Origin of the sequence: Mesorhizobium sp. M7D.F.Ca.US.004.01.2.1 (assembly GCF_003997785.1) — a bacterium.
GTDB lineage: Bacteria > Pseudomonadota > Alphaproteobacteria > Rhizobiales > Rhizobiaceae > Mesorhizobium > Mesorhizobium loti.
This window is the reverse complement of the sequence record NZ_RZRQ01000037.1, coordinates 16,217-28,559: the sequence shown is the minus strand read 5'-3', so window position 1 is coordinate 28,559 and position 12,343 is coordinate 16,217. Positions and strand designations below refer to the sequence as shown.

Genomic DNA, 12,343 nt, shown 5'->3' with positions numbered 1-12,343 from the left:
CATCGTGCCGCCGAACTGCCTGTCTGGCTGCACAGATACAATTGGCATCGTCCACATGGCAGCCTAAAGTCAAAAACGCCTATCAGTCGCCTCGCCCTGATCGAGGACAACCTGTTGAAGCTCCACAACTAGGTCGTCCAGCATCACAGTGAACCGCGTACGTAGTATTTTGTCGTAGGCGGCATTCTGGATAGCCGGATACGGGCTCTTCACCCGCTGCACCACCGATTGCGGGATGATGTCGCGAGAAACATTCACGGATTTCGTGAAAAAAGTGTACCCGCCGAAGAGCCCTACTCGCGGGGGCGGTGCAGCACCACCTCGGTGTCACTGCTCGTGTTCATGCGATGGACTAGGCCGGCCAGCTGTTGACGCAGCTCGCGGTAGTTGTAAGTCTCACCCGTGTAGACGAGCACCAAGTCAGGTCGGCCATCCCCCTGGAGCATCCTCGGCTGGCGGCCGCCCTGGATATCGATGATTGCCAGGCGGTGGTGTCCCAGCGCCGCAGGCCCGCCGATCCAAGTCCCCTCGTCGTCCGGACCGTGGTTCGCTATGGTGGCCGTCATATCGGCAAGCTCCCTTCGCGCATCGGGACCTCCGAGGTCTCGATTGAAGTCGATCCATTCACAGATGCCGCACAGGTTATGTCGCCGCATTTGGGCGAAGCAGATATAAGGCCAGTGGGAAACCATCGAGGCAAAGTGACGGATCTAGCCCAGCTACGATCCGCATCCGACATTGTCGGACATCGGACAGCACCGCGATTCGCTGCATAGGAAGCCTGGAGTCGCGATTTCCCCTGGGGGAATCAGCGCATGAAAGGAGAGCTGGGTCGTGTCTGCCGAAATGAGAAATTGCTCCCCCTTATTGCATCACCGAGGAATGTTACCCAGCGCGATAGACGGACATGCCCTATCTCCCCCCGTTGCAGCTGAGGGAGATAGGGGCCAGCTCTTCATTCAACCCTCATGGAGGATGATCAGCCCAGCCATTTCCATGCGCCGGCCTTCACAAGCCGTGCACCATTCAGGTTCTTTTCCTTGAAGCGCGACGATCCTTGTCAGACGTCGCAACACTTGCTGCCGAGAGCACGAGCTCTTCCTCGAGCATGCCTTGATCTGCGCCTCGAACGGCTCGCACATGCTGGGTTTCAACGACTTCGCAGAGGTTGATATTCTGCAGTGACTTCGTCTCGCTGCTGCACGGCATTGACGCTGGGAGCCATGCTCGCGTGGCGCAATTGTGCTGAAGCCGGTGCCCACGGCAACGTTTCTTAACCCGCCCCAGATCCTGGCGTTTGGCTATTTCCGACATTCGTGTCCGGCTTCGGACAAAGGCCGGGTTTGCCGAACGGAGTCGCACCCAATTTCCAGTGCTGCTTGAGCAATAATATCGACCGGCATTACTGCACAACACGAAAGTTGCTGCAAAAACCGAAGTGAACCCAAGGCATCGGGTCAATTGGCATGGCGCTTGCGACTCGGTCGATAGAACGCAGTCAAAATCACGGTTGCAGACCATGCCTACCTCTCAAAGCTCGATAAAGCACGCGAGCAAAATTCCCCGTCTCCGCGGAAGCTCGTCGCCGTTAAACGTGCCTGCTCGGGGGCGGTCTTGCACAAGACCGGTCCGAGGCAACCACGCCAAGGCGCGAGGCTGCCGGAACTGTCGACCGAAGTCGATGCCGCTTCAGTTTAACCGAAAAATGCACCGTACCACTTTGGCCTGGAAGCAAATCAATGACCTATAGAAAGAACGTTCCTCTCGTGACCTTTCGCACGCGTGTTCGCGATGAGTCGATCGGGGGGCCAAATCCTTATCAGTGGGAGAACAAGACCTCCGACGATTATTTCGGGGGCAAGCGCATCATCCTGTTCTCGCTGCCTGGCGCCTTCACCCCGACCTGCTCGACCTTCCAACTGCCCGATTTCGAAAAACTCTATGATCAATTTCTGGAACTGCGAATTGACGCGATCTACTGCGTCTCGGTCAACGATGCTTTCGTCATGAATGCGTGGGGAAAGTCCTTGGGGCTGCAGAAGATCGAGCTGATCCCAGACGGGTCGGGCGAGTTCACGCGCAAAATGGGCATGCTGGTCGCGAAGGACAATCTGGGCTTTGGCATGCGCTCCTGGCGATACGCCGCTCTGATCGACGATGGCGTGGTGGAGCAGTGGTTCGAGGAGGAAGGCTTCTGTGACAACTGCGAGACGGACCCCTATGGCGTTTCATCCCCGCAAAACGTTCTCGACAAATTGAAGGCGGCGGCATGACCCAGAAGTGGAAAGTCTCACACAACCCAAGCACACACTAGAGCCTCCTCGGCAGATCACGGTTCAACATGCATCTCTCAGCAAGCCTGCTTCAACGCCAGAAGCAACGTATGGTCTTATCGCCTCAAGCCATTGAAGCTATTCGCTTGCTGCGATTGACGCATACTGAACTCCATCAGCTCGTGCAGCAGGCACTCGAGAAGAACCCCGTTTTGAAGCCTGACCCGTTTGACGACGATTCGCCGCTGCCAGGGGTGGATCAGCGGAGCAGTCAAAGCAGAAGCGAAATCGGCGAATCGCCCATTGGCGGGCCGTCTGGCGGGCGCGGGCAATGGAAGTCGCAACGCAGTAGCGGCAACGATCGACCTGCCGTCGAGGAGTTTACCGCCCACACCGAAACATTGCACGACCATGTCGCCCGCCAGGTCGCCCTCAACCCGTTCACCCCCCAGGAGCGGCTGATTGCCGGACAGCTCGCCGCTCATCTGGAGGACACTGGCTATCTTCAGGTAAACCTTTTCGATCTGGCCAGGACGTTAAACGTTCGGCAAGCTGATGTGGAACGGGTCATCGGAATCTTGCAGCAATTTGATCCGCCGGGCATTTTTGCGCGAACTCTCAGCGAATGCCTGGAGATTCAGCTGCGCCAGCAAGACCGGTTCGACCCGGCTATGGCAGCTTTGGTCGCCAATCTCGAGATGCTTGCACGGGGGGATTTTCAGGGATTGAAGCAGCGTTGCGGAGTCGACGAGGAGGATCTCCTCGACATGAGGAACGAAATCCGCGCGCTCGATCCCAAGCCTGGAGACCGGTTCCAGTCCGGGACGCCGGAAACCATCGTACCGGACGTCTGGGTAATGCCCAAGTCCGAAGGTGGATGGCGGGTGGAGCTTGATCCGGCCACGCTGCCCAAAGTGTTGATCAACCACACCTATGTCGCCGAAATCTCGCAGCTGACCAAGCAAAATCCGGAAGGCAAAGCGTTTCTCGACAATTGCCAGGAAAAAGGGAACTGGCTGATCAGCAGTCTCAAGCAGCGCGCTAAGACGATCCTTAAGGTTGCGACCGAAATCGTGCGCCAGCAGGATGCCTTTTTTACACACGGCGCCGCCCATCTGCGGCCTCTCTGTCTCAAAAATGTCGCTGACGAGATCGGCATGCACGAGTCGACGGTAAGCCGGGTGACTTCGAACAGGTACATGTTGACTCCGCGCGGGGTGTTCGAGCTGAAGTATTTTTTCGCTGCGCCAATCGCATCCTGCGAGGGCGGCGATGCGCACTCCGCCAAAGCTGTCTGCCATCGGATCAAGGCAATCATAGCCGAAGAATCGCTCGACAAGGTACATTCCGACGAAGACATCGTTGCTCAACTCAAGGAGACCGGCATCGATGTCGCTCGCCGTACCGTCACCAAATATCGCGAGGCGATGAACATCCCTTCCTCCATACGACGGCGCCGCGATAAGCGTTTGTCCGCAGCTGCGATCAAGCGAAGTGACTAACCGACATTCGTGGTCGGCGAGAGGCGACTCTCAACTTCCTCCGGGCCGAAGCAGCTTTCGAAGTCATGGCATTCCCCGCAACTGGGTGCTGTGCATGACGAAAAGCCTTCGGCCTCACACAGCTTGCGGTAAAAGTACTTTTTCCATTTCATGTTTTCTGTGTTGCCTGCCGCCAGCGCGGGAAAATGTCTGGCAAGCAGGCGGCTGAGCTCAGCGCGATTTGAGAGGCCAAGATCCCGCCAAAGATGGTCCATGCGCATCGCACGCCGGGCGATGATCTTGGCCAAGCGGGCGCTCGCCGGGTCGGCCGGCGCAGCATGCGCTAGCAGCAGCCGGCGTAGCAGTTCCTCTTCCAGTTCCGGCTCGGGCTCGCTCAACTCCTCCAAAGCGAATACGCTGCTGGAGGTAGACGGGAAAGTTGCGGCCAAGACATCACGCAATTCGACAGACGAAAGGCCTGTCCCCTCCGTCGCCAACACCTCGCCCGCCTGGACCTCCTCAAGCGAACGTGAATGTACGCAGGGCAGCACATGCTGATCGAAGCTCCTCCCTAGCTCGGACCCACGCCATTGCGCGCTGGATAGGCAGCCATCATCGTAACGGCCGGCTTCAGCTTCCGGCATGACAAAGCGCCTTGTTGACCGCAGGGATGATCTTGTCGCCCCAGAGCTCGATCTGGCGCAGCATCGTCTTTTGGTCGAAGTCGCCCAATTGAGTCTGAACTGCGATCTGGTCCGGTTTCAAGATATCGATCTCTTCCAGCAGGCGATCAATCACGCGATTTACGCTGCCAATCGGCAAATTTTTGCGCATGGTCTCGAAGGACAGATCCTGCTGGGTCGGTGTCTCCTGCAGCAGGTAGCCATCGTGGCTCTGTTGGCGACGCTGATGCAGGGCTTCAGAAAGCCGGCGCTGGAAGCGGGCATTGTCGAGATAGCTGTTGATCTCCAACTCGTCGTGGCTGGCATAGCAGCAGCGCAGCAGCGATATCTTGACGTCGGTGACGTTCTTTTCCTCGGATGCCGCCGCCCTCTCGACTGATTCACGCAGTGTGGTCAAAGTCTCTAAGCCGTCGTGGAAGGCTGTGACAAAAAAATTGTGCCCCTCGCGGTAGGCCCGAGCCATCCGTGCGGCTCCGCCAGCGATCCAGATAGGCGGCGTCGGCTGCTGGACTGTGCGGACCGAAATCGCTGTTGGGGGGATCTTCTCATACTGGCCGTCGTGTTCGAAGACGTTTTGGTTGAGGCCCTTGAGAATGATGTCCAGGTATTCCGAAAAGACGGCCGGCGCCTCATCGATGTCCACGCCGAACCGTTCGAACTCGAACTGCTGGTATCCCAAGCCTACGCCGAGCTCGAGACGGCCGTTCGCAACGATGTCGGCGAAGCCGATCTCGGACAGCAGGCGCTGCGGTTGGTAAAGCGGCAGCACGCAGACGGCAGTGCCCAGGCGAATCGTGCTTGTCAAGCCGCCGCAGTGCGCCACCATCATCAGCGGGGATGGTATGAGGCTGTAATTGTTGAAGTGGTGCTCAGCAAACCACGCGGTGTTGAACCCAGCCTGCTCCGAAGCGACGGCCTGTTCGATGGAGTTGCGGATGACGCTTTCTGAGGATTGGTGATAGCCACGCTGGGCGGCCAGAATGAAAGTGGCAAATTCCATGATTTCTCCTCGTTATAGACACGTCAGCCGACCGGGAATGTGCTCGGCATGCGCATGCTTGGATCTCAAGCACCTCAGGTGCGTCGTGGAGCCGAGGCTTCATAATGCTCGGCCGGTCGCCCTGCGAAGGCCTGGCAATTAACCTGCGGCCTCCGCAAAACATTCGTCATAGAGCTCGCTGGCGTTTCCCGCATCACCGAACGAGGTCCAGCCGCCGTCCACGTAGAGGATCGAGCCGTTGATGTATGAGGCGTCAGACGAAGCAAGGAAGAACGATGCATCTGCGACGTCTTCTGGCCGTCCCATCCTGCCCATGGGGATGCGTCGTCCGATTGCTGTCAGGTCGATGCGGCCGGCTTTGGCCAACTGAGCAAGTGCGGGCGTGCGGATGTGGCCAGGAGCGACGGTGGCTGTCCGAATTCCGACCGGCCCGAGTTCGGCCGCCATGCAACGGGTCAGCATATCCATCCCCGCCTTGGAGGCGCCGTAGGCATGGCGCGGCGCGAACGGCAGAAAGCTGTCGATCGACCCGAGATTGAGGATCACGCCGCCCGGGCGCATAGCCTTGATCGCTTCGCGCGCGCAGGTGAAGGCGCCGGTAAGGTTGACATCCAGGACGTGTTCGAGCTGTTTCGACAGTTGCTCGATCGCAGGCACAATCCTGTCGGCGGTATCAGCACTATTGACCAGAACATCGATATACCCGAAGCGTCCCCTCAGTTCTTCGAACATCGACACCACATCGCTCTCGACGGCCACGTCCAGCGATTTCGCCAGATGCTTGCCGGGGAGCGATGTAGCCAGCTCTGCCGCTGCAGTGCCATCTTTATCAGCAATCACGACGGTGTCGCCGTTCGCGGCAAAGCGGCGAGCGACGGCCGCGCCAATGCTTTTTGCGCCACCGGTGACGAGCACGATTCGCGCATCTGTGCATTCGGCCGGACAGGAGAGCTCGGCTTGGAGCGCACCATCCACCGGCGGGTGAGCATCCCCCGGCTGGTTGAATGACATCCAGCCTCCGTCGACTGCCAGCACCGAGCCGGTGATGTAGCGCGCCTGCGTGCTGCTCAGAAAACGCACGACCCTGGCGATCTCGTCGGGGCGAGCCAAGCGCCCCATCGGCACGCGGCGGCGTATCGCCGCGAGGTCCATTTTGCCAGCGCGTGCCAGTTCTGTGACCATTGGGGTGCGGACGGAGCCCGGCGCCACCGCCGTGACGCGGATTCCTCGCATAGCCCACTCGCATGCAAGGGACTTTGTCAACGAGATCACGCCAGCTTTCGAGGCTGCGTAGGCGTTGCGCCTGGGATTGCCGACCACGCCCGCCATCGAAGCCACATTGACGATCGCACCGCCCGGCTTCATGCGCCGCGCCGCTTCCCGGGCCATAACGAATGGCCCAATAAGGTTCACTGTCACGCCGCGTCGGAAGGTATCGACAGCGGTGTCGATGATCCTATCCATCGTGGGTCCAACCGCCGCATTGTTGATGAGGACATCGATTTGCGCGAACCGTGCTTCGACCTGGCCGAAAAGTGAGAGCATGTCCTTCTCTCGCGACACATCGCACTCCAGACCGACGTGCGGCGACCCGAGATCCCGAGCCAGTTCAACCACACCACTGCCCGGAAGGTCCACCGCAACTACAGTGTCTCCGTCCGCGGCAAGGATATCGACCAGGGCACGGCCGATCCCGCCCGCAGCGCCTGTGATGATTACGGTGCGTGCTGCCAGTTTCACGAGAGCTTCTCCACGATGACCGCTTGTGATCTCAGCCCATCAACCTTGGGCGGAATGAAGGGCCGAGCCAAATCGTTGCAGTGACCGCCAGTCGCGGCCCCACACAGATGTCGTTCCCGTAGGGCGCTCATCCTCCATTCCTACCCACTTATGCAGCTCCCAGTTGGGGACCCTCGACGCCATCTTGGTCGGTGGGGATGTGACCCTTGAGCAACTGGTAGATGGGATCGTCTGGATGTGGTGCTCCAATCGGCTGTCGCCGGCCGAACCTATCTGCCTCAAGAATCGCTGGCGGGATTTGCTCCTCAACCCAATCGTAGACGACTGTCCGTTCCGCAATTCGCCACTCGTCCTGCCTCTTCTGAAACAGATCGCAGTAACGGCCGCAAAGCAGCGTCTGACGTATTTCTTGGTCTGTATCCGGTCCGCGTTGCAGCGCGGTGAAATAGCTCTCGACCGCGGCCTCTGCTGAACTGATGAAGTCGATCAGGCTGTTCGTGATTTGATGGATGTTACGGTGCCCCGGCAGACCGAGAGCAAATTGGATGAAGTCCTCTGCCGGTCCGCAATAGGGACCGTGCCTGTCATACGCTTCGGGCCAGTATGCGCTACGCAGCGCCGCCTCATCGGCGCGGTCTATCCCGCGGCAGTACCGATACAGGCAGTTGCGGATCGCCTCTCGGTCACGCAGTTCGGTAATTTTCGCGTGGTCGACAGGGTCTGTCGCGAATTGTATGATTGTTTTGTCCTTCCCGATGCCAGTCTGCACTTTGCGTGTGTCTCTCTCTACAACTGAGTTAGCGGGGGGCTCGTCAACTTCCAGAGCTTGTTCGGGGCAGGCTCGTACCCCTTTTGAGGCAAGCAGTTGCTCCCCATCGGCAACATCAATATCACCGGGCAAGATGTAGCCGGCGTCATCAAGCTTGAAGACTCTCGGCGCCCGCGCCCAGCAGCGCGCATGACCCTGGCATCTGGCTTTATGTACGACGACACGCATAGCGAACTCCAATGTCGTTGGCTGAAACTTCAGGACCATTCCAGGATCAGATTCTCGATCCCGAACACATGGCCGCCGAAGGTGATAGGTTCAGTCCCTGTCTTGATCCGAAAGGCTGGGATGCGCGCCAGCCACTCCTCCAGGCCAATGACAATCTCCCGCCGGGCAAGGTGTGAGCCAAGACAACGATGGGGACCATAGCCAAAGGCAGCGTGCCGGTTGTCCTCGCGCGCCAGATCGATCTCATTCGGGCATTCGAATTCCGCCGGGTCACGATTGGCAATCATCGTGGCACAGGAAACATAATCTCCCTTGCGGATCGGCGCGCCTTTGAAGTCGACATCCTTCGTTGCCACTCGGATCATCTGAATGGTCGAATAGGCGCGCAGCAATTCTTCCGCAGCGACGGCAATCCGGTCAGGTTCGCTTCGTAGCAATTCCTGATCTTTGGGGTTGCGCGCGAGATGGGCCAAGTCGAAGCATATGGCTGCTGAGACCGTGTCGAGTCCCGCGACGAACACAAGCACGCCGATGCCACGGACTTCTTCGTCACTGAGCAGACGACCCTCGACCTTTGCCTTCACGATGAAGGTCATGAAATCATCGACCGGCTCCTTGCGGCGCTCGGTGGCAAGTTCGTCGATGAAGGCCACGATCGTCCGGGCTGCGGGTGGTCGTTGCTCCTTATCGCCGTGGAGCAGATCTCTAGCCCAGCCGACAAATGTTTCTAGTCCGTTGTCCGAAAGCCCAATAAAGCGAAGGAAGATATTGACCGCGAACGGAACTGCAAAATCCTTCATGATGTCGCAGCTCGTGCCTGATGCGGCGATCCTGTCGATCAGCTTGATCGCTCGTTCCCGGACAGCCGGCTCCAATGCCATTACCCGCTTTGGCGAAAGCAGCGGATTGAGCAGTGAGCGAAAAACACCGTGGAATGGCGGATCGAGCTCAAGCGGGATCATCGGCCAGCTCTCGCCGAGCACAGAGGCGAAGATGCTGCGATGGCTGGAAAACGTTTCGGTGTCCTGCAGCACCCGGCGCTGGTCGCTCGCGCGAGTGATGACCCAGGTACCCCGACCGTCGCGCGTGTTGCTGGTTGAATAAAAGATCGGAGGCCCGGCATGAACGCAAGCAACCGCTGCATGCGGATCCCCGTTAGCCGTCGGCAACATGCCGGGCGACGTAAACAGGTTGAAGTCCCTCACCATTTCGGGCGGGACATGATCTGGAACCGGCCGCGATTTAACCGCGCCAGAATCGAGAGACCGTTCATGAGATGCTGTCGGCATTTGCATGCAATCGTCGGTGCAAGCTCCGTGCCGAATTCGTCTTTCGATAATCCTTGCCGTTTGCTGGGCAACAGGTGGCGCCTGCGCTGACTTGCTGGTCGGGATTGCAACATTCTTGTCCAGCGTCGGACACAGAATGTAGAATGCTAGACAGCGACTTGGAGCAACTCAACTGGTGGGATCGCTAGCCGATCATGTGCCCGGGGAGCATCCAGTTCGAAAGCTTGCGCTAAGCGGCTTGGTGACTTGGCCGAGGTCACCAGGTGGAAACGACCAACACTTGGGGTGAGCCTAGTGGCGCTCCCCTCGATGATGTCTGGCGGGGTGGTTAGCCGCCTCCGTAGGACAAGATCAGTCTACACGAATGGACTATAGCCTCTCCTCGCATGCCTCATTGGCCGTCCTTCAGAGCCGGCCACACGAGCTTTTGTCTTTCAGCAGGGCGTTTTTCTCGCCAGCTACAGAGCCACACCGACGCCATTAATGAGCGTCCAGTCGACGGGTTGGATGGCCCTGTCCATCTTGCCCAGCACCTTGGCTTAGCATTTGCCGGTGCGGCGGAAGCCTTCAAGACGCAGTTCTTGACCTTCTCCAGATCAGCCTCGGATGGATATCGGCAAGGGTTCAGCTCGTCCTTTTGAACTTGCGCATCTTCGTGTTGGCCAACCCCAGGCCGCCCGACATATTTGCGGTCTATCCGGCACCTCAACTTCGAACAACCTTGCGGCAAGCTCTTGGGATAGCCCACGCTCGTGCCTCCACCACCCGCTCAGCAGAGCCAGATTTGTCGTTGATGGCACGGAACTTGCGGAGTCATTCGCAGATGCGTCACGGACCGAGAGTGTCGTCCCATGAATTCGATCACCAAAAAGGCCGCCCGACGTTGCTGGGACCGCCTGCAATTACCTTATCCCAGAATTGGGAGCAACGGCTTCAAAAGGGATAACTCATCACCTCAATTTTGTCGATCGCGCGGCCATCGAACCGCAGCCATCGATCAGACTTCCGCCTCGTTGCACTCATTGCGACCGCCTTGGTGCTTGCGACAACCGCTCAATTCTGGCTGCCAGGATAACCACATATGGCGACGGAACTTCCTGCTTCAAAGCAATATAGAGATCGTCGATCATCCCCCCATCAAGGCCTCGATCGAGGACACCGCGTTCGGCTTGCTTGGTTCGCAGTGAACAGACCGCACTTCGACGAATGCGATCGATGCGACCGCGCCGAGAACTCTCCCGCATTGTCGACGGTTGGGTCCGTCGGCCCTCCGATGAGGCCTCGGATGCGTCGGGCTCCGAGGCCTCGACTGATGCCGACTGGCCGCCGCCGGAAGGTCTCGCGGCTTTGATCCCCGGCGATGTAGCCACCCCTGCTGCAACAGCTCCTAGCCGGAGAACTCATTCATGACCGAATCGGCGACAGATTTAGTGGACGCGGCTTTGTTCGACCGAGATCGGCTTGACCCAGAAAGTCCCTATCAACGTTCTGGCCCTGCATGGGGTGCCATCATTTCGCTTTCCTTCGGCACCTTCGGGCTTGTGACGGCAGAGTTTCTGCCCGCCAGCGTTCTGACACCGCTCGCGCATGATCTCCGTATCACCACGGGCACGGCTGGACAGGCGCTAACAGCGGCCGCAATCGTCGCGGCGATCTCGGCACCGATAATCGCCATCGTGACAAAGCGTCTGGACCGCAGGGTCGTCATCTGGGCGATGACGCTCCTGCTGATCCTGTCGAACGTTCTGGCGGAGGTTGCGGGGTCGCTGCCGGTTTTGCTGGCGGCACGCGTCGTCCTTGGCATATCGCTTGGTGGTTTTTGGTCAATTTCGGCAGCGTTGGCGATGCGGCTGGTTCCAAGTCACCTCATGCCGCGCGCCATGTCGGTCATCCTCACCGGCGTTTCTGTCGCCTCCGTCTGCGCGGCTCCAATCGGCGCTTATGTCGGTGACATTTGGGGATGGCGAGCCTCGTTCAAGGTCGCCGCAATCGTGAGTGCCGTTGCGCTGCTCGTGCAACTCGTAACCATTCCGCCACTGCCTCCGATCGAAGTGCGCAGATTCCGCAGTCCGCTGGATGTCGCGAAGAATCCGGCGATGAAGGTTGCGGTGCTAGTCGTGCTATTGGTCGCTTCCGGCCATTTTGCCAGCTTCGCCTACATCCGCGCCTTTCTCGAGAGCGTTCCTGCGCTCGACAAGAAGTCAATCCCGCTCGTGTTCCTTGCTTTTGGCACGGCCGGCGTCTTCGGCAATTTAGCCGGCGCATTCCTCACCAAACACAGTCTCAAGGCGGTCGCGGCCCTGCCGCCCCTGCTCATTGCCGTAGCCGCTGTCTCGCTCCTGACCATGAGAGCATCGGCCTTGACCTCGGCAATTGCAGTTGCCGTATGGGGCTTTGCTTTTGGCGCGGTCCCGGTCGGATTGCAGACATGGATGGTGCTACGCGCCGCTCCGAAACAGGCCGAGAGCGCTGGTGTACTGATGGTCATAACCTTCCAAGTGGCCATCGCAGCCGGCACAACTTGCGGTGGCCTATTGGTGGATCACACGGGTATTGCCAGTGTCTTTGTCTACAGCGCGGTTGCCACGTTCCTCGCTGTCTTGACAGTATTTTTGCTCGGCCCGAACCGCAAAACCTGACCGCCTGGTGGGGAGTGACGGTCGGCGGCGTTCACGCTATTGTCACCTCTGAGCTCGGCCCAAAGGCCGCGGCTTCGTCGTAACCATGCGGTCGATGGGGCAGCGCCAAATTGCTTCCTGCTCATCGCGTTGCGATAATACAGCGCGCTTATTGCGTCATCGTGTCCCCGGTCTCGGCTTCAATGCCCGGCTACTGGCTGCGGAGGCAGATGGGCGCCGGCGTCCCACCGACGACGATCGG

At 59.0% G+C, this 12,343-nt stretch carries 9 protein-coding genes and 2 pseudogenes; 4 read left to right on the top strand and 7 right to left on the bottom strand.

All coding sequences use genetic code 11. The annotated features are described in order from the left end of the window. A pseudogene (locus EN993_RS08675) lies at window positions 1-132 on the top strand (IS481 family transposase); the annotation flags it as partial. Between the two features lie 161 nt (window positions 133-293). On the opposite strand, the gene EN993_RS08670 reads toward EN993_RS08675, so the two are convergent. Beyond that, window positions 294-566, bottom strand: a complete 273-nt coding sequence (locus EN993_RS08670) for a hypothetical protein (RefSeq protein ID WP_199489650.1) — start codon at window positions 564-566, stop codon at window positions 294-296. Between the two features lie 1,173 nt (window positions 567-1,739). On the opposite strand from EN993_RS08670, the gene EN993_RS08665 reads away from it, so the two are divergent. Further along, entirely contained in the window at window positions 1,740-2,273 is a 534-nt protein-coding gene (locus tag EN993_RS08665) for a peroxiredoxin (protein ID WP_063169380.1), read from the top strand. A 68-nt stretch (window positions 2,274-2,341) separates the two neighbouring features. Further along, a complete protein-coding gene (gene rpoN, locus EN993_RS08660) occupies window positions 2,342-3,775 on the top strand; it encodes an RNA polymerase factor sigma-54 (RefSeq protein WP_063169381.1) in 1,434 nt (477 codons plus the stop codon). Here the strand turns inward: rpoN and EN993_RS08655 are convergent. The 6 genes and pseudogenes from EN993_RS08655 to EN993_RS08635 form a co-directional block, all read right to left on the bottom strand. Beyond that, window positions 3,772-4,398, bottom strand: a complete 627-nt coding sequence (locus EN993_RS08655) for a nitrogen fixation protein NifQ (protein WP_063169382.1) — start codon at window positions 4,396-4,398, stop codon at window positions 3,772-3,774. The genes rpoN and EN993_RS08655 overlap by 4 nt on opposite strands. Then, complete coding sequence (locus EN993_RS08650) at window positions 4,385-5,437, bottom strand: LLM class flavin-dependent oxidoreductase (protein ID WP_063169383.1); 1,053 nt, start codon at window positions 5,435-5,437, stop codon at window positions 4,385-4,387. The genes EN993_RS08655 and EN993_RS08650 overlap by 14 nt, the downstream gene beginning before the upstream one ends. Window positions 5,438-5,575: 138 nt before the next feature. Beyond that, complete coding sequence (locus tag EN993_RS08645; RefSeq protein ID WP_063169384.1) at window positions 5,576-7,177, bottom strand: SDR family oxidoreductase; 1,602 nt, start codon at window positions 7,175-7,177, stop codon at window positions 5,576-5,578. Between the two features lie 148 nt (window positions 7,178-7,325). Further along, on the bottom strand, window positions 7,326-7,913 hold the full coding sequence (locus EN993_RS08640; RefSeq protein ID WP_050580531.1) for a nuclear transport factor 2 family protein: 588 nt from the start codon (window positions 7,911-7,913) through the stop codon (window positions 7,326-7,328). Between the two features lie 138 nt (window positions 7,914-8,051). Beyond that, window positions 8,052-8,174, bottom strand: a pseudogene (locus EN993_RS37705) (ferredoxin); the annotation flags it as partial. Between the two features lie 29 nt (window positions 8,175-8,203). Then, entirely contained in the window at window positions 8,204-9,382 is a 1,179-nt protein-coding gene (locus EN993_RS08635) for a cytochrome P450 (RefSeq protein WP_063169385.1), read from the bottom strand. A 1,487-nt stretch (window positions 9,383-10,869) separates the two neighbouring features. Between EN993_RS08635 and EN993_RS08630 the strand changes: the two genes are divergently transcribed. Then, on the top strand, window positions 10,870-12,102 hold the full coding sequence (locus tag EN993_RS08630; RefSeq protein ID WP_063169386.1) for an MFS transporter: 1,233 nt from the start codon (window positions 10,870-10,872) through the stop codon (window positions 12,100-12,102). Window positions 12,103-12,343: the final 241 nt, after the last annotated feature.

Excerpts from the sequence above, each read along its gene's own strand:
- EN993_RS08655 (WP_063169382.1), bottom strand. The coding sequence starts at position 4,398 with ATGCCGGAAGCTGAAGCCGGCCGTTACGATGATGGCTGCCTATCCAGC.
- EN993_RS08635 (WP_063169385.1), bottom strand. The coding sequence starts at position 9,382 with ATGGTGAGGGACTTCAACCTGTTTACGTCGCCCGGCATGTTGCCGACG.
- rpoN (WP_063169381.1), top strand. The coding sequence starts at position 2,342 with ATGCATCTCTCAGCAAGCCTGCTTCAACGCCAGAAGCAACGTATGGTC.
- EN993_RS08630 (WP_063169386.1), top strand. The coding sequence starts at position 10,870 with ATGACCGAATCGGCGACAGATTTAGTGGACGCGGCTTTGTTCGACCGA.
- EN993_RS08665 (WP_063169380.1), top strand. The coding sequence starts at position 1,740 with ATGACCTATAGAAAGAACGTTCCTCTCGTGACCTTTCGCACGCGTGTT.
- EN993_RS08670 (WP_199489650.1), bottom strand. The coding sequence starts at position 566 with ATGACGGCCACCATAGCGAACCACGGTCCGGACGACGAGGGGACTTGG.
- EN993_RS08650 (WP_063169383.1), bottom strand. The coding sequence starts at position 5,437 with ATGGAATTTGCCACTTTCATTCTGGCCGCCCAGCGTGGCTATCACCAA.